Source organism: Muricoccus nepalensis (genome assembly GCF_006438825.1).
Classification (GTDB): domain Bacteria; phylum Pseudomonadota; class Alphaproteobacteria; order Acetobacterales; family Acetobacteraceae; genus Roseomonas; species Roseomonas nepalensis.
Genome location: NZ_RCZP01000008.1, coordinates 195807 through 212233, shown reverse-complemented (window position 1 = coordinate 212233; position 16427 = coordinate 195807). Strand labels below are relative to the sequence as shown.

The following is a 16427-nucleotide window of genomic DNA, read 5'->3' as shown; positions in this document are numbered from 1 at the left end:
GCCGCCCGCCCCGCCGCGCGCCGCGCCGCCGACCGCGTCGCCCCCCGCCGCGCCCTCGCGCCTGGCGGAGGCCGCCCCGGCGGCCGGCGCCGTCCGCCTCGGGGCCGGCACCCTGGGCGGGCCCGGCGAGAGCCGCCCGGTCGGCGCCCCCCAGCCCGGCTGCCCCGACCTGATCCCCTATCCCGCGTCCGAGCGCGCGCGCGGCGTCACCGGCGCGGTGAACCTCCGCCTCCGCGTCTCCGACGACGGCCGGGTGGTGGAGGCGCAGGTGACGGAGCCGAGCGGCTCCTTCGTCCTCGACGAGGCGGCGCGCACAGGCATCCGCCGCTGCCGCTTCCTCCCCTCCCTCCGCGACGGCGCGCCGGTCTGGGGCACCCGGGACTACCGGGTCGTCTTCCGGCTCGACTAAGGCCGGGCGCGCTGTGGCCCGGCGGCACCAGCCGCGGCCGCTCTCCGCCTCCCGCCCCACGCGGGGCGGCGCCTTGCCTGGAAGGGCGCCGCCGCGACGCCACATGATCCCCAGGATCCAGGAGACGGCATGGTCAAGCTCGACGTCATCACCACCCGCGGCGGCGACCGCGGGGAGACCTCGCTCGGCAACGGCGAGCGCGTGCCGAAGGACGCCCCGCGCATCGAGGCGCTGGGGGCCGTGGACGAGGCCAACACCGCCATCGGCCTGCTGCGCCTCCACACCGCGCAGGAGGAGGACGCGATGCTCGGCCGCATCCAGAACGACCTCTTCGACCTCGGGGCGGACCTGTCCGTCCCGGGCGAGGAGGGCGGGCTGCGCGTCACCGCCGAGCAGTGCCTGCGGCTCGAGCGGGAGTTGCAGTCCATGAACGAGGGCCTGCCGCCGCTCCGCTCCTTCATCCTGCCGGGCGGCACCCCGGCCGCGGCGCACGCCCATCTCGCCCGCACCCTCGCGCGCCGGGCGGAGCGGGCGGTCGTGGCCCTCGCCGCGGCCGAGACGGTGAACGGCGACGCCGTGCGCTACCTCAACCGCCTCTCCGACCACCTCTTCGTGCTCGCGCGCAGCCTGAACACGGGGCAGGACGTGCTCTGGGAGCCCGGCGCCACGCGCTAGCCCTGCCCATGGCCGGCGCGCTGCGGCTGGTGCTCGGCGACCAGCTCTCGGAAAGCCTCGCCAGCCTGCGCGACCTCGACCCCTCGGCGGACACGGTCCTGCTCGCGGAGGTGATGGCGGAATGCACCTATGTCCGCCACCACAAGCAGAAGATCGTGCTCGTCCTCTCGGCGATGCGCCACTTCGCGGGGGCGCTGGCGGCGCTCGGCCTCCGGGTCCGCCACGTCCGCTTGGACGACCCCGCGAACACCGGCAGCCTCGAGGGCGAGGTGCTGCGGGCAGCGCGCGACCTCCGCCCCTCCCGCATCGTCGTCACCCACCCCGGGGAGTGGCGCCTGCTGGAGGCGATGCAGGGCTGGGAGGAGGCCGCGGGCGTGCCCGTCGACATCCTCGAGGACGACCGCTTCCTCTGCTCCCTCCCCGAGTTCCGCCGCTGGGCCGGGGAGAAGCGGAACCTCCGCATGGAGTTCTTCTACCGTGCCATGCGCCGTACCCACGGCGTGCTGATGGAGGCGGACGGCACGCCCCTCGGCGGCGCCTGGAACTTCGACCGCGAGAACCGCGCCCCGCTCCGCCGCCTGCCCCCCGTGCCGCCCCGCCCGGCCGTCGCGCCCGACGCCGTCACGCGGGAGGTCATGGACCTCGTGGAACGCTTCTTCCCGGACCATTTCGGCACGCTGGAGGGCTTCGGCTGGCCCGTCACCCGCGCCGAGGCTGTCCGCGCCCTGGAGGACTTCGTCGCCCGCCGCTTCCCGGGCTTCGGCCTCCACCAGGACCAGATGGCGTCGGGCGAGCCCTTCCTCTTCCACGCCCTCGTCTCCACCAGCCTCAACCTCGGCCTGCTGCTGCCCTGGGAGGTGGTCGCCGCCGCCGAGGCCGCCTACCGCGCGGGCCACATCCCCCTCGCCGCCGCCGAGGGCTTCGTGCGCCAGGTGCTGGGCTGGCGGGAATACGTGCGCGGCGTCTACTGGAGCCGGATGCCCGCCTATCGCAGCCTCAACGCCCTTGCGGCCGAGCGCCCGCTGCCCGGCTTCTACTGGACCGGCGAGACCCGCATGAACTGCGTGCGCCAGGTGGTCCGCCAGACGCGCGACCACGCCTACGCGCATCACATCCAGCGGCTGATGGTCACCGGCAACCTCGCCCTCCTCGCCGGCCTCGCGCCGGAGGCGGTGAACGAGTGGTACCTGATCGTCTTCGCCGACGCCTACGAGTGGGTGGAGCTGCCGAACGTCCAGGGCATGGCGCTGCACGCCGACGGCGGCATCATGGGGTCCAAGCCCTACGCCGCCAGCGGCGCCTACATCAACCGCATGAGCGACTACTGCCGCGGCTGCGCCTACGACGTGCGCGACGCGGCGGGGGAGGGGGCCTGCCCCTTCAACAGCCTCTACTGGGACTTCCTGGCGCGGCACCGCGACCGCTTCGCCGCCAACCCGCGCCTGCGCCCGTCGATCCACGCGCTGGAGAGGATGCCGCCCGAGCGGCTCTCGGCCATCCGCGCCCGCGCCGCGCGCTGGCTGGAGGCGCTCGAGGAGGCCTGACGGGCCCGCCACCCGCACGAAAAAAGGGCGCGGCCCGCGTCACCGCCGGCCGCGCCCCTTGCCTTCGGCGCCCGTCAGGCGCGGGACGGCGGCGCCTGCAGGAAGGCGAGGTGCTCGCGGATGCGGTCCGCCGCCAGGATGGCGACCGCCTTGTCGGAGGCGGGCGAGCCGCTGCTCTCGATGATGGCGTTGTAGACCGTGAGCGCCTCCTGGTGGCCCTGGATCTGCGCCGCGACGAAGAGGCGGTCGAACTCCGCCCCGTTCGCCGACTGCAGGTTGCGCAGCATGGTCGCCTTGTCCGCCGGCGGCGGGGGCGGGGCCACGGCCTGCCCGAGCGAGGCGAGCGCCTGCATGATGCCCTGCTGCTCGCTGTTCTCGAAGGTCGCGAAGCGCCGGAGGTCCGGGCGCTGCGCCTTCGTGGTGCCGAGCTGCGCCGTCTGCATGAGGAAGGTGCCGCCCTGCACCGCCGTCGTGCGCAGCGAGACGGGGTCGGTGCTCGCCGCCATCTGGCGCGTGGTCATGCCCTGGTCCGCCGAGGCGGCGCAGCCCGCGAGGGTCGCCCCCGCGAGGGCGACGCCGAGGGTGCGACGGTTGAGGATGCCAGTTGAATTCATGGCGCGTTCTCCGCTGGGTGTTGGAACCGGGTGGAGGGGGGCCGAGGCCCCCCGCCGGATCAGACCCCCGCCTTCTGGCCCTGCGCCGCGCGCGTCGCAAAGGTGCGCACCGTCGCGTCGATGTTGTCCTCCACCCACTGCGCCATCCGCTCCTCCTCGCGCAGCGACTGCGTGAGGGCGGTCGGCGACTTCGTGTCGCCGACCATGTCGGCGAAGACGAGCAGCGACTTGTAGGAAGCGATCTCGAAGTGCTCGAAGGCGTAGTTCGCCATGTGGTTCTTCAGCACCTCGTCCTGCATCGGCGCGTGAGCGAGGGCGGCCACGTTGCCCATGAGGCCCGTGACGAAGTCCTTCACCGAGGAGTTCGACTCGCCCATGGAGGAGAGGATCTCGTCCAGGCGCCCGCGCTGCGCCTCGCTCTCCTTGATGTGGGCGCGCAGCGCGGCCTCCATCTCCGGGTAGTTCTCCAGCCGCTCGACCTGGCGGCTCAGCAGCTCGATCGCTTGCGTCTCGAGGGCGCGGGCGTTGACCAGACCGGTCACGTAGAGGCTCTGGGTGCTTTCCTGCATCGTCGGTGTCCTTGTTCGTCGGTTGTCGGGTAGTTCATGCGGCGCCGGAACGGCGTGGCCTCAGGCGGCCTGTTCCAGGCCGGAGACCGCGGAACGAAGGCTGGCGGGCATCATCAGCGCGGGCAGCCTAGCCCTCGTTCCGCCGGCAGCGTTCCCGGTCGCCCGAAGGCCTCCTTCGGCTCAGAATGAGATGCCTCGCGCTGCGCGCGCCGGAACGCCTGGAGGACCCGCTTTCCGGCGCTGAACGCCTCCGTCGGCCGGCCACCCACCGCGTCGCGCAACTCAGGCATCAATGACCCTTCTCCGATGGCGGTCCCGGCATTTCCTTCGCCGAAACATGCCAACGCCGGCCGGGCGGTCGCGGTTCAGGGAATGCGGAAGAAGAGCGTCAAAATTCTGAGAGGTAGAACATAGGCGGCGGCGCGGCCGGCGGCCCGAAGGCCTCGCCCGGCCGGCCGCGTCGCCCTCAGCGCCCCGCAAGAAGCGCCCGGAACAGCGGCACGGCCGCGGCGAGCTCGGCCACCGCGACGTGCTCCCGCGGCGTGTGCGCGACGCCGATGTCGCCCGGGCCCAGCACCACGCAGGGCGCCAGCGCGTTCAGCCGCGTCGCGTCGGTCCCGAAAGGCACGGTGCCGGCAGGCTTCCCCGTCGCCGCAACGGCGGCCGCGACCAGCGGGTGGTCGGCCGGCAACTCGGGCGGGGAGCCGTCCACCACGAAGCTGAGCGCAAGCCCCGCGCGGTCGGCCGCGTCCTGCACCGCCGCGATCACCGGCGCCGGGTCCAGCCCGCGCGAGTAGCGGAACTTCATCCGGGCCGTCGCGCGGGCGACGGTGACGTTGATGGCCGTGCCGTGGTTGTCGATGACGATGTTGAAGTCGGGGAAGGGCGGCTCGTAGGCCTCGTCCCAGCCGGCGCGGTCCTCCCGCAGCCGGTCGTGCAGCGCGCGCATCTCCACGAGGAAAGGGATGAGCGCGAGGTTCGCGTTCACGCCCGCGCCGGTCGAGGAATGCGCCTGGCTGCCGCTCGCCACGGCGGTGAAGTTGACGGTGCCGCGGTGCCCGCGCACGGGCGCGAGGCCGGTCGGCTCGGCGACGATGATGCCGCGCAGCGCCGCGCGGCGCGCGAGGTCGGACTGCGCGGCGATGAGGGCGGCGCCGGCCTTGGTGGTCTCCTCGTCCGTCGTGATCAGCAGCGTGGCCGGCACGTCGGCCGGCAGCCCGCGGGCGGCGACGATGCAGGCGGCCAGCGGCCCCTTCATGTCGGCCGTGCCGAGCCCGTGCATCCGCCCCTCGCCGTCGAGCCGGGCGGAGAAGGGGTCCTCCTCCCAGCCCGTGTCGGGGACGGTGTCCATGTGGCCGGACAGCGCGAGGCCCCCCGGCCCGCCGCGATGGGCGACGAGCACGCGCTTGGCGACGCCGGCCGCGTCCTGGAAGTCCAGCCGCTCCACCGCGAAGCCGGCGAGCAGCGGCTCGATGCGGTCCGCGACGGGGAGGTTGGAGACGAAGGAGCGGCTGTCGATTCGGACGAGGTCGGCGGCCAGCGCGGCCACCGCCTCGGCGTCGGTGCGGTCGTTCATGCGAGGGGTATCCCTTGCCGTCCCCGCGCCCGCAAGACAGGTTGCCGGCCGTCCCGCGCCCCTGCCGATGGAGAGACCCCCTGGCCGCCTACCTCGACCCCTCCAGCGGCCGGACTTGGCCGATCGAGACGCCGCGCTGGTGCGGCGACGAGGGGCAGCCCCTCCTCCTGACGGACCTTCCCGGCATCGGCCGCGACGCGATCGACCCCGCCGCCCCCGGCCTCTGGCGCTACGCCGCCGCCCTGCCCTTCCGCCCGCGCGAGCCGATCACGATGGGGGAGGGGCGCACGCCGCTCCTGCCGCGCCGCCTGGGCGGCGTCGACGCGCTGCTGAAGTGCGAGTGGCTGATGCCGACCGGCTCCTTCAAGGACCGCGGCGCCGCCGTGATGCTCTCGCTGCTGCGCGACCAGGGCGTCTCGGCCGTACTCGAGGACTCCTCGGGCAACGGGGGCGCGGCCATCTCCACCTACGCGGCGGCCGGCGGGATGCGGGCGCGGATCCTCGTGCCCGACAGCACCTCGCCGGCCAAGACGGTCCAGTCCCGCGCCGCCGGGGCGGAGATCCAGCTCACCCCCGGCTCCCGCCAGGACTGCGCGGAGGAGGCGCTGCGCCAGGGCCGCGACCCGGCCTCGGGCTTCTTCTACGCGAGCCACAACTGGCACCCCTTCTTCCTCCAGGGCACCAAGACCCTCGCCTACGAGCTGTGGGAGGACCTCGGCTTCGAGGCGCCGGACGCGGTGGTCATCCCCTGCGGCGCCGGCTCCAACGTGCTCGGCTGCGACATCGGCTTCGGGGAGCTGCGGCGCGCCGGTGCCATCGTGCGCCTCCCCCGCCTCTACGCCGCCCAGCCCGCGCATTGCGGGCCGCTGGCGCGGGCGGTGCTGGGCCTGCCCCCCGAGCCCCCCCGCCCGACCATCGCCGAGGGCACCGCCATCGCCGAGCCGATCCGCCCGCGCGAGGTCCTGGCCGCGATCCGCCGCAGCGGCGGGGGTGCCGTGCTGCTGGAGGAGGCCGAGATCGCCGAGGCCTCGCTCGCCCTTGCCCGCACCGGCATCTACGTCGAGCCGACCTGCGCCCAGGCGGCGGCGGCCCTCGGGAAGCTCGCGGCCGCGGGCGCCGTGCGCCCGGGGGAGAGGGTGGCGGTGGTCCTCACCGGGACGGGGCTGAAGGCCACGCCCCGCTACGCGGAGCTGCTCGGCCTCGACGCCGCCTGAACCCTGGTCGTTTCGCTTTTCGTCAAGTTGCGTCCGGTGGAAAACTTGGGCGCGGGAAACGGCAACCGGCTGCCGGCGATCCCCGTTCGTTCGCCATGATCCTGCAGCTCGATCCGCCCCTGCCGATGGAGACCAGCCGGGGCCCCGGGCTGGCGCACTTCATGATCGACTACGGGCCGGAAGCGCACCTCCTGTGGGTGGTCTTCATGGACGCGGACGGCGCCTGCTGGACGGTTCCCAACCCGGAGGTGCGGATGCAGGCGAACTGGTCGCTGCAGCGCCGCCCGGCCGGCAAGGCGGTGCCGGCGGCGCCGCGGATGATGGCCGCCCCCCTCGCCGCCCCGCCCCCCGCGGCCCTGGCCCCCTGGGCGGCCCCGCCGGCCGAAGCCGGCCTCTAGCGGGAACGCCCGGATGAACCCCAAGTAAGGTGAAGAGGAGTTAACCCAATACGGGGCGGCAATAGTCCGCCATGACTTGGTCGCCCTCCGGCCGGACCGCTCCATCATTTGTCTTGTCTATGCGATCTAACCTATCTCTCCTGCCTTCAAGGCGGGGGCCGGTGCAGCGGCCCTCGCTGCACGGGAGGGGTCCATGGTCCGACGCGCGTTATCCCTGCTCTATGTCCAGGTGCTCATCGCGATCGCGCTCGGCATCACGGTCGGCGTGATCTGGCCGCACACGGGCGAGGCGATGCGCCCGCTCGGCGACGGCTTCGTCAAGCTCATCCGCATGGTGATCGCCCCGGTGGTGTTCTTCACCATCGTCCACGGCATCGCCTCCGTGCGGGACGCGCGCAGCGTCGGGCGCGTCGGCCTGCGGGCGCTGCTCTACTTCGAGGTGGTCTCCACCTTCGCCCTCTTCATCGGGCTCGCGGTCGCGAAGATCTTCCGCACCGGCGAGGGCTTCAACATCGACCCCAGCCAGATGAACGCGACGGCCATCCAGGGCTACGCGCAGCGCGCCGCGAACGACAGCGTGGCCTCGCACCTGATGGCCATCATCCCCGACACCTTCATCGGCGCCTTCGCCAACGGCGACCTGCTGCAGGTGCTGCTGCTGGCCGTGCTGACGGGCTTCGCCATCAACGCCCTGCCGGAGCGCCTGCGCGAGCCGATCTCGCACGCCGTCGATTCCATGAGCGCGATCTTCTTCGGCATCGTCAGCATCGTCGTGAAGGCCGCGCCCGTCGGCGCCTTTGGCGCCATGGCCTTCACCATCGGCGCCTACGGCTTCGGCTCCCTCGCCCGCCTGGCGGAGCTGGTCGCCACCTTCTACCTGACGGCCCTCTTCTTCGTCATCGTGGTGCTGGGCACCATCGCCCGCTTCTGCGGCTTCTCGATCTTCCGCTTCATCGCTTACATCAAGGAGGAGCTGCTGATCGTCCTCGGCACCTCCTCCTCCGAGAGCGTGCTGGCGCAGATCATGCGCAAGATGGAGGCGCTGGGCGCCTCGCCGAAGGTCGTCGGCATCACCGTGCCGCTGGGCTACTCCTTCAACCTCGACGGCACGAACATCTACATGACGCTGGCCACGATGTTCCTGGCCTACGCGACGAACACCCATCTCACCTTCGGGCAGGAGATGACGATCCTGCTGGTGGCGATGCTCACCTCCAAGGGCGCCTCGGGCGTCACGGGCGCGGGCTTCATCACCCTGGCCGCCACGCTCTCGGTCATCCCGGACATCCCGATCGCCGCGCTGGCGGTGCTGATCGGCATCGACAAGTTCATGAGCGAGGTGCGCGCGCTGACGAACCTCGTCGGCAACGGCGTCGCCTGCCTGGCGATCTCGCGCTGGGAGGGGGAGCTCGATCCCGTGAAGCTGCGCAACGCCATGGGCAGCCAGCCCATCGCCGGCGCGGGGCCGCAGCCGGTGCCCGTCGGGCCGCTGCCCGTCGCCAAGAGCGGGGGCGACTGACCCCGGGGAACCTTCCCGGCGGCGGGCGTCAGGGCCCGTCGCCGCGCTCCGCCGCCGCCCCGCCATAGGCCGGCAGCGACCACCCCCCGCCCAGCGCCGCGGCGCGGAGAAGGAAGGCGAGCGCCGCGCCGGAGGCGATCGCGACGGTCCGCCCCGTGCCCATCGCCTCCAGCGCCACGAAGCCGCCCGCGCCCAGCGCCGCGGCCGTCGCGTAGATCTCGCGCCGCAGGATGAGCGGGATCTCCCCGCAGACCACGTCCCGGATCACGCCGCCGAAGCTAGCGGTCATCACGCCCATCAGCACGGCGACCCAGGGCGCGGCGCCCGCCCGCAGCGCCGCCTCGGCGCCCAGCACCGCGAAGACCGCCATCCCCGCCGCGTCCGCCCAGAGCAGCAGCGCGACCCGGCGCTGCAAGGCCGGCGCCGCGAAGAACACCGCCAGCGCGAAGCTCGCGGCCAGGATCGCGAGGTCCGGCCGCCCGAGCCAGGCGACCGGCAGCCCGAGCAGCAGGTCCCGCAGCGCCCCGCCCCCGAAGGCCGTCACCCCCGCGACGAGGAGGAACCCCACCGGGTCCATCCGCTTGCGCGCGGCCGTCAGCGCGCCGGCGGTCGCGAAGGCCGCGGTGCCGACCCAGCCCAGCGCCTCGAGCGCGAGGTCGAAGGGCGCGGCCAGGACCACGCTACTCGGCCGGGAGAGGGGAGGGGGCGGGCACCCGCGCGGCCCGCAGCGCCCCGCCCCGCGCCGTGCCCGCGCAGAACAGGGAGGCGACCAGCAGCGCCGCGACCGTCGGCATCACCAGCCAGGGCACGCCGTGGTCGAGCATCAGCCCGAAGGGCACGGGCGTGATGGCGCTGCCGAGCGGCAGGCCCGAGGAGATGAAGCCGAAGACCTTCCCCATCTGCCCCGGCGGCGCCGCGTGCTTCACCATCACGTCCCGCGGCGTGCGCGACGCGCCGAGCGCGCCGCCCGCGACCAGCGCCACGACCGGCAGCGCCGCGTCCGGCAGCGGCAGGAGGCCGATGGCGAGGAGGAGGGTGATGGAGAGGGCCGTCAGCGCCGTCACGAAGGTGAAGTGGCTCGCGTAGCGGTCCGCATACCAGCCGCCGATGAGCACGCCCCCGGTCGCCCCCATGACGTAGCCCGTCAGCGTCAGCGAGGCGACCGCCAGCGGCGTGGCCCAGAGCTTGTCGAGCATGGCGATGAGGAAAGACTGCACGCCCACCCCCGCCATGGAGGAGAGAAGGAAGAAGGCGAAGAACATCAGCATCGTGCGCGACAGCAGCACCTCCCGCCCGAGCGGCGCCGCGTGCTTCTTCGGCCGCGCCTGGTCCCGCAGGATGCGGGACTGCAGCACGATGGCCGCGACCACCGGCACGCCGGCCAGCCCCGCCGCCAGCAGCGCCGGCCGCCAGCCGAGGCCGAGCGTCTGCGTCATCAGCCCGATCGCGAGCGGCGCGGCCGCGAAGCCGAGGTTGCCGGTGAAGGTGTGCATGGCGAAGGCGCGCCCCATCCGCCTCTCGCCGATGCTGCTGCCGAGGATCGCGTAGTCCGCCGGGTGGATCACCGAGTTGCCGATGCCCGAGGTGATCGCGAGCCCGAGCACGACCCAGTAGTTCGGCGCGAGCGCCATGGCCGCGATGGAGAGCGCCATCAGCAGCGTGCCCCCCACCAGGAAGGGCCGCGCCCCGTGGCGGTCCACCAGGAAGCCGACCGGCGTCTGCAGCAGCCCCGTGATCGCCGCCATCAGCGCGACCGAGAGGCCGAGCACCGCGTAGGACACGCCGAACTCCTCCCGCCAGATGGGAAAGAGCGGCGCAAGGCAGAGCATGTAGAAGTGGGAGAGGAAGTGCCCGGTCCCGATCAGCCCGATGATCCGCCAGTCCCGGTCGGGGAGGGGGGGCGCGGGGGCGGGGGCGTCGGTCATGGCGCGAACCTGCGCCCGCGCCCGAGTCCCGGTCAAATGCCGGATTCGCAGACCCGTCAGGCCGCCAGCGGCGCCGCCCGCGCCACCGTTTCCCGGATCGCGGCCACCAGCGGCCCCGCCAGCGGCGCCAGCCCCGCGAGGTCCCCGAAGACCGCCATCTCGGCCGAGCCGAGCCCCGGCAGCCCCGCCAGCGGCGCCAACCCCTCCGGCAGGCCGGAGGCGCCGATCACCGTGGCGCCCAGCCCCGCCTGCGCCGCGGCCGCGACGCCGAGCAGGCTCGGGGAGGTGTAGGTGATCTCGTAGCCGAGCCCCGCGCGGGAGAGGGCGGCCAGCGCGCGGTCGCGGAACATGCAGCCGGCCGGCAGCATGGCCAGCGGCAGGGCGCGGCCCTCCGGCGGCACCCAGCCGGGGGCGGCGGCCCAGATCACCGGCTCGGCCCAGAGGACCGCCCCTTCGCTCTCCCCGTCGCGCCGCTTGCCGAGGACGAGGTCGAGCAAGCCCGCCTCCATCGCCCGCCGCAGCTCGTGGGAGCGCCCGACCTCCACCTCCAGCCGGATGCCGGGGTGGGAGCGGGCGAAGCGGGCGAGGAGGGGGGCGAGGTTGCGCGGCACGAAGTGGTCGGCGACCCCCAGGCGCAGGTGCCCGCTGACCGGCGGCGCCACCAGCCGCCGCACCGCCTCCTCGTTCAGCGCGAGCATCCGCCGGGCGTAGGCGAGCAGCGTCTCCCCCTCGGCGGTGAGGGCGACGGAGCGGCTGGTCCGCTCCAGCAGGCGCTTGCCGATCAGCTCCTCGAGCCGGCGGATCTTGAGGGAAATGGCGGACTGCGTGAGGCCGAGCGCCGGCGCCGCCGCGGTGAAGCCGCCCCGCTCCGCCACCTGCTGGAAGCAGCGGAGGAGATCGAGGTCGAGGTCGGGGATGCGGCCCCTAAAGTCGCTCATGGGGCGCAGGCTGCCCCGCGCCCCATGGAAGGGTCAATGAGGATCCGGCGGGCGAACCCGCCGGATCTATAAGTGAGGCTCGTCGCTAGACGTCCTCGTCGAAGCCGCCGGCGTCGTCGTAGCCGGCCGCGTCGTCGTAGCCGGCGTTCGTGTCGAAGCCGCCGTCGTTGTAGCCGCTCGCGTCGTTGCCGCCCCAGCCGCCGGTGTCCGAGACCGGCGCGGCGTCGTTGCCCGCGCTGCCCGGGTCGGTCCAGGGCGAGGAGGAGGGCGTGCTCACCGCCTGCTCCCCGAAGCCGCCCCCGGCCGCGCCGGCGGCCCCGCCGAGGCTGCCGATGCCGGCATCGGCCGCCGCCGTCGCCGCGTGGGCTGCGCCGCCCGAGAACATGCCCATCAGCGCGTTGCCGAGCACCATGCCGCCCGCGACGCCGGCCGCGGTCGTCAGCGCCGTGCCGAGGAAGCCGCTGCCGCCGCGCCCCTGCTGCATCATGCCGGGGTTCATCGCGCCCATGGGCGGCTGGATCGGCTGCGGCCGGGGCGTCATCGGCACTTGCTGGCGCTGGCCGCCGCCGAACATGCCGCCAAACAGCCCGCCGCGCGACTGCTGCGACGCCTCCGCCTGGCGCTGGGTGTTCTCCAGCTGCCACTCGAGCTCCTGGATGCGGTTCTGCGCCTGGACCAGCGCCGCCTCCTGCACGAAGGCGGTCTGGGTGATGCGGTAGCGCGCCTCCGGGTAGCGCGTGAACAGGTCGCCGATCAGGCGGTCGGCCTCCGGGTCCACCGGCGGCAGGTTCGGGGCCTGCTGGGTGTTCGGGACGCTGCGCGCCCCCCAGGGCCCGGCGGAGGTCGCGGCCGGCTGCGGCGCGGCGCCGGAGACGCGCTCCACGTAGCCGGTGATGATGCGGCGCTCTTCCTCGGTCATGTCCCTCATGGCTCCTTGTGGCGGGCGGGTGCCCGCGACGGGCGCGAGATGGCCCGCCGGGGGAAACCTTTCAAGATGTTAATCTAACGCGGCGAGCCGTCTAGTTCCCGGCCGGGACCCGGTCCGGCAGGCCGAGCTTCCCCCACTCGATGGCCGGGCAGCGGTCCATGACGATCGTCACCCCGGCCGCCCGCGCCCGCTCCGCCGCCGCCTCGTCCCAGACGCCGAGCTGCAGCCAGATCGACTTCGCGCCGAGCCGGATGGCCTCGTCCACGACCACGCCCGCCTCCTCGCTGCGGCGGAAGACGTCCACCATGTCGAGCGGCCCCGCCTCCTCCAGAGAGGGGACGGACCCCATCCCGTGCACGCTCCGCCCGCCCAGCGCCGGGTTTACGGGAAGGGCGGTGTAGCCGCGCTGGAGAAGGAAGTGGAACACGCCGTTGGAGGGCCGCCCCGGCTTGTCCGAGGCGCCGACCACCGCGATCCGCCGCGTGGCCAGCAGCAGGTCTCGCACCTGGTCGTCCGTCAGCCCGTCCCGCGCCATGCCGCCTCTCCCCGATCGTGAGGGGGGCAGTTGGGGCGGCGGGCGCGGGGTTCCAATGGCGCGCCGCCCAGGGACGTTCCAATGCGGCAGCAATCCGGCGGCGCGCGCCTTCCGCGGGCCACGACCGGCCGCTACACCCGTGGCCCATGCCCGCCCCACGCTCCCCGGCCGCCGCCGCCCCCGTCCGCGCGCCCGTCGCGCGCCCGGTTCCCGCCCTCGCGGCCGCGATCGCCCTGGCCGTGCTGGCGACGGTCCTTCTCTGGTGGTTCCCGAACCGCGAGCGGGCCGGCGACGTGCCAATGGTCGCGGACCGCTTCAACAGCGTCTCCTTCGCCCCCTTCCGCGACGGCCAGAGCCCGCTGCGCGACATCTTCCCGACCGCCGCCCAGGTGGAGGAGGACATCGCCCTCATCGCGCCGCGCGTCCGCGCTATCCGGAGCTACGCGAGCATCGAGGGCGACTACGAGACCGCCGAGATCGCGGGCCGCCACGGCGTGAAGATGTGGAAGGGCGCCTGGCTCGGCCGCGACCTTCGTCAGAACGACCGCGAGATCGCGGCCCTGATCGCGACCGCCAACCGCCACCCCGAGGTGGTCGAGCGGGTGGTGGTCGGCAACGAGGTGCTGCTGCGCCGCGACCTGCCGGTGGAGGAGCTCGCCCGCCAGCTCGACCGCGTGAAGGCCGCCGTCCGCCAGCCCGTCACCTACGCCGATGTCTGGGAGTTCTGGGCGCAGTTCCCCGAGCTCGCGCGGCACGTCGACATCGTCACCATCCACATCCTCCCCTACTGGGAGGACGAGCCGCTCGGCGTGGAGCGGGCCATGGCGCACACGCGCGACGTCTACCGCCGCATGAAGGCGCTCTTCCCCGACAAGCCCATCGCCATCGGCGAGGTCGGCTGGCCGAGCGCCGGCCGCTGGCGCGAGGGCGCGGTGCCGAGCCGCGTGGACCAGGCAGTCTTCATGCGCCGCTTCATCCAGCTCAGCCAGGAGGAGGGCTTCGACTACAACTTCATCGAGGCCTTCGACCAGGTCTGGAAGTACCGCAACGAGGGCACGGTGGGCGCCGCCTGGGGCCTCTGGACCGCCGACCGCCAGCCGAAGTTCGACCTGGCCGGCCCCGTGCGGGAGAACCCCTGCTGGGCCTGGTACGCGGCGGCCGCCCTGGCGCTGTCGGGCCTGATGCTCGCCGCCACCGCCCGCCTCTGGCCGCGCGCCCGCCTCTGGCCGCTCGCGGTGCTGGCGGCCGCCCTCGGCAACGCCCTCGCCTACGCCGTCTGCGGCACCTGGCCCTACGCCTTCGACGAGCACCTGAAGCTGGCCGGGATCGTCAACCTCCTGGGACAGTCGGCCCTCGCCGCCCTGCTGCTGCGCCGCGCCGGCGCGCGCCTCTCGGGCGACCCGGTGGAGCCGCTGCGCAACGGCGCCCAGGCCAGCGCCAGCGTGCGCGCCCTCTTCCGCGGCCGCCTGTGGTTCCGCGACTGGCGCGCCTTCGCCTTCGAGGACCTGCTCTTCCTCTTCACCTTCACCGCGGCCGTGCTGCAGCTGATGCTCGTCTTCGACCCGCGCTACCGCGACTTTCCCTTCCCGACCTTCGCGGTGCCGCTGGTAGCGGTCGTCGCCCGCGCGCTGCTGCGCGACCTGCCGCGGCGGGGCGGCGGCTGGGCGGAATGGCTGGCGGGCGGCGTGCTGCTGGCCGGCGCCCTGGCCAGCGCCGCGCTGGAGGGGCCGCACAACATCCAGGCCCTGGGCTGGGCGGCCTGCGCCCTGGGCCTCGCCCTGCCGCCGCTGCTGCGGGTCGGGCCGCTCAGCCGGGGCTGAGCGCCGGGGCGCGCCCGCCCGCGGCGAGGGCGCGCAGGCCCAGCGGCGTGACCCTCACCGGCTCGCCGCGCCGGAGCAGGCCGCGGTCCACCGCCTCCTCCCACACCATCAGCCGCGGGCAGGAGGTGCGCCAGGCCTCCATCACCTCGGCATAGGCGCGGGGCTCGCGCGCCACCCATTCCACGAGGTCCAGGACGAGCGGCTCGGTGATGCTCTGCATGCCACGATTCCCTGCCAGCGACGGGCGGGCAGTCTGGCGCCGGACGGGCCGCGCTTCACCCTGATAACGGCGCCCCGGCCCCGCGGCCTTCCGGCCGGCGCAACGGAGGCGGGCGTCCCGGCGTTCCAGGGGTGTCGCCGGGCGGGCGGCCCTTCATCGACCCCCGACAACCCTCAACGGAAGGCGATCCCCCATGGGCCTCTTCTCCAAGCCGATCAAAACCCTGGACGACCTCTTCGTCCACACGCTGCAGGACATCTACTACGCCGAGAACCGGATCACGAAGGCGCTGCCCAAGATGATCGACAAGGCGACGGACCCGCAGCTCCGCCAGGGCTTCGAGCTGCACCTGCAGGAGACGCGCAACCAGATCGTCCGCCTGGAGAAGGTGTTCCAGATGCACGGCCAGCCCGTGAAGGGCGTCACCTGCGCGGCCATGGACGGCATCCTCGAGGAAGCCGAGGAGATCATGGGCGACGTGGCGGACAAGGAGGTGCTCGACGCCGCCATGCTGGCCGCCGCCCAGGCGGTGGAGCACTACGAGATCACCCGCTATGGCACCCTCATCGCCTTCGCCCGCCAGCTCGGCCGCGCCGACTGCGCCGCGGTGCTGGAGGAGAACCTTGAGGAGGAGAAGGCGACCGACAAAAAACTGACCGCCCTCGCCGAGAGCAAGGTCAACCGGATGGCCGCCTGAGCGTTCCTAACGCTGCCTAGGATCCACCAGGGCGGGGCGCCGGCTCGAAACCCTTCGGGGCGGTAGGCCGGCACTTCCCCGTGCCCGGATTTCGGGCCAAGGCCTCCAGCCTTCCCACCAGTAGCGCCGGGTCGCCCTCGAGGCGCAGCGTCTTCTCCCGGGATGAGGCGCCCTGCGTCACCACGACACGGGAGGGCGGCATCCCCAGCGCCGCGGCGACGGCCGCGCAGACCGCGCGGCTCGCCCGCCCGTCCTCCGGCGCCTCGTTCACCGCCACGCGCAGCCGCGGCCCGTCGGCCGCCTCGAAGAGGCCCTGCAGCCCCGCCCGCCGGGCGCGCGGCTGGGCCTTCACACGCAGCTCGACCCGCCCTCCACGACCTTCCAGGCAAGATCCCGCGGCGGCATGGCCCGGTTGCGCGCGCTAGGGCGTGGCTCCTCGTCCGGTCCGGCCAGACGGAGCCGCGGGACGGGCCGCGCGGGCGCTCGCCTCCACCCAGGCCCATCCGCCGAGCGCCGCGCCGACCATTCCCCAGGTCGCGTTGAAGTTCAGCACCGCGATCACGCCCATCGCCACCGCCGCCGCCCGCACGGGGAAGGGCGCGCCGACGAAGGCCCAGATTCCGAGCCCCATCGCGACCGCCCCCCAGAGCTGCCAGTGCTGCAGCCAGAGCAGCACCGCCCGCGGCTGGCAGGCCAGCGGCGCCTGGGCGAGGTCGAGGCACAGCGCCCCCCAGGCCCGCGGCTCCACGTAGACGTGGCGGTAGGCCACCATCAGCCCGATGGCGGCGGCGACCGCGAGCAGCGCCACGAGGTCGCGCCGGAGGACGGGTTTGGCAACGGTCATGC

General features: G+C 73.9%; 19 protein-coding genes. 8 read left to right on the top strand and 11 right to left on the bottom strand.

Annotation, left to right across the window (positions count from 1 at the left end; genetic code table 11):
* The 3 genes from EAH89_RS11500 to EAH89_RS11490 all read left to right on the top strand — a co-directional run.
* On the top strand, window positions 1–409 hold a 409-nt coding region (locus EAH89_RS11500), incomplete at its 5' end, for an energy transducer TonB (RefSeq protein WP_140883071.1).
* 129 nt (window positions 410–538) lie between these two features.
* On the top strand, window positions 539–1084 hold the full coding sequence (locus tag EAH89_RS11495; protein WP_140883069.1) for a cob(I)yrinic acid a,c-diamide adenosyltransferase: 546 nt from the start codon (window positions 539–541) through the stop codon (window positions 1082–1084).
* A gap of 8 nt (window positions 1085–1092) precedes the next feature.
* Window positions 1093–2628, top strand: a complete 1536-nt coding sequence (locus tag EAH89_RS11490) for a cryptochrome/photolyase family protein (RefSeq protein WP_140883067.1) — start codon at window positions 1093–1095, stop codon at window positions 2626–2628.
* 74 nt (window positions 2629–2702) lie between these two features.
* Here EAH89_RS11490 and EAH89_RS11485 read toward each other — a convergent pair whose 3' ends face one another.
* From EAH89_RS11485 to EAH89_RS11475, 3 genes are all read right to left on the bottom strand, one after another.
* Complete coding sequence (locus EAH89_RS11485; protein ID WP_140883065.1) at window positions 2703–3242, bottom strand: DUF4142 domain-containing protein; 540 nt, start codon at window positions 3240–3242, stop codon at window positions 2703–2705.
* Between the two features lie 59 nt (window positions 3243–3301).
* Window positions 3302–3811, bottom strand: coding sequence for a ferritin-like domain-containing protein (locus EAH89_RS11480; protein WP_140883063.1), 510 nt, complete (start codon window positions 3809–3811; stop codon window positions 3302–3304).
* A gap of 466 nt (window positions 3812–4277) precedes the next feature.
* Window positions 4278–5387: a M20/M25/M40 family metallo-hydrolase gene (locus EAH89_RS11475; protein WP_140883061.1), complete on the bottom strand. Its 1110-nt coding sequence runs from the start codon at window positions 5385–5387 to the stop codon at window positions 4278–4280.
* Window positions 5388–5428: 41 nt separating this feature from the next.
* Between EAH89_RS11475 and EAH89_RS11470 the strand changes: the two genes are divergently transcribed.
* The 3 genes from EAH89_RS11470 to dctA all read left to right on the top strand — a co-directional run bounded on the left by EAH89_RS11470 (window position 5429) and on the right by dctA (window position 8518).
* Window positions 5429–6601: a threonine synthase gene (locus tag EAH89_RS11470; RefSeq protein ID WP_140883059.1), complete on the top strand. Its 1173-nt coding sequence runs from the start codon at window positions 5429–5431 to the stop codon at window positions 6599–6601.
* A 95-nt stretch (window positions 6602–6696) separates the two neighbouring features.
* Window positions 6697–6999, top strand: a complete 303-nt coding sequence (locus EAH89_RS11465; RefSeq protein WP_194152322.1) for a hypothetical protein — start codon at window positions 6697–6699, stop codon at window positions 6997–6999.
* A 193-nt stretch (window positions 7000–7192) separates the two neighbouring features.
* Window positions 7193–8518 carry a C4-dicarboxylate transporter DctA gene (gene dctA / locus EAH89_RS11460; RefSeq protein ID WP_140883057.1) on the top strand — a complete coding sequence of 442 codons (1326 nt, stop codon included), beginning with the start codon at window positions 7193–7195 and terminating at the stop codon, window positions 8516–8518.
* A gap of 28 nt (window positions 8519–8546) precedes the next feature.
* Here dctA and EAH89_RS11455 read toward each other — a convergent pair whose 3' ends face one another.
* The 5 genes from EAH89_RS11455 to EAH89_RS11435 all read right to left on the bottom strand — a co-directional run bounded on the left by EAH89_RS11455 (window position 8547) and on the right by EAH89_RS11435 (window position 12844).
* Window positions 8547–9197 (bottom strand): trimeric intracellular cation channel family protein, encoded by a 651-nt coding sequence (locus EAH89_RS11455; protein WP_241666968.1) that lies wholly within the window; start codon window positions 9195–9197, stop codon window positions 8547–8549.
* Between the two features lies 1 nt (window position 9198).
* The gene (locus EAH89_RS11450; RefSeq protein WP_140883055.1) at window positions 9199–10443 is read right to left on the bottom strand and encodes an MFS transporter; all 1245 of its coding nucleotides are present in this window, start codon (window positions 10441–10443) and stop codon (window positions 9199–9201) included.
* Between the two features lie 56 nt (window positions 10444–10499).
* Window positions 10500–11381: a LysR substrate-binding domain-containing protein gene (locus EAH89_RS11445; RefSeq protein ID WP_140883053.1), complete on the bottom strand. Its 882-nt coding sequence runs from the start codon at window positions 11379–11381 to the stop codon at window positions 10500–10502.
* A gap of 85 nt (window positions 11382–11466) precedes the next feature.
* On the bottom strand, window positions 11467–12300 hold the full coding sequence (locus EAH89_RS11440) for a DUF2076 domain-containing protein (RefSeq protein ID WP_140883051.1): 834 nt from the start codon (window positions 12298–12300) through the stop codon (window positions 11467–11469).
* Window positions 12301–12400: 100 nt separating this feature from the next.
* Complete coding sequence (locus EAH89_RS11435) at window positions 12401–12844, bottom strand: CoA-binding protein (RefSeq protein ID WP_140883049.1); 444 nt, start codon at window positions 12842–12844, stop codon at window positions 12401–12403.
* A gap of 146 nt (window positions 12845–12990) precedes the next feature.
* Between EAH89_RS11435 and EAH89_RS11430 the strand changes: the two genes are divergently transcribed.
* A complete protein-coding gene (locus tag EAH89_RS11430; protein ID WP_241666967.1) occupies window positions 12991–14664 on the top strand; it encodes a glycoside hydrolase family 17 protein in 1674 nt (557 codons plus the stop codon).
* Here the strand turns inward: EAH89_RS11430 and EAH89_RS11425 are convergent.
* On the bottom strand, window positions 14651–14884 hold the full coding sequence (locus EAH89_RS11425) for a hypothetical protein (protein ID WP_140883047.1): 234 nt from the start codon (window positions 14882–14884) through the stop codon (window positions 14651–14653). The genes EAH89_RS11430 and EAH89_RS11425 overlap by 14 nt on opposite strands.
* 193 nt (window positions 14885–15077) lie before the next feature.
* On the opposite strand from EAH89_RS11425, the gene EAH89_RS11420 reads away from it, so the two are divergent.
* The gene (locus EAH89_RS11420) at window positions 15078–15581 is read left to right on the top strand and encodes a YciE/YciF ferroxidase family protein (protein WP_140883045.1); all 504 of its coding nucleotides are present in this window, start codon (window positions 15078–15080) and stop codon (window positions 15579–15581) included.
* Window positions 15582–15597: 16 nt separating this feature from the next.
* Here the strand turns inward: EAH89_RS11420 and EAH89_RS11415 are convergent, their stop codons facing one another.
* Together EAH89_RS11415 and EAH89_RS11410 are read right to left on the bottom strand one after the other, a co-directional pair.
* The gene (locus EAH89_RS11415; protein ID WP_241666966.1) at window positions 15598–15933 is read right to left on the bottom strand and encodes a DUF167 family protein; all 336 of its coding nucleotides are present in this window, start codon (window positions 15931–15933) and stop codon (window positions 15598–15600) included.
* 69 nt (window positions 15934–16002) lie between these two features.
* A complete protein-coding gene (locus EAH89_RS11410) occupies window positions 16003–16425 on the bottom strand; it encodes a hypothetical protein (protein ID WP_140883041.1) in 423 nt (140 codons plus the stop codon).
* Window positions 16426–16427 lie beyond the last annotated feature (2 nt).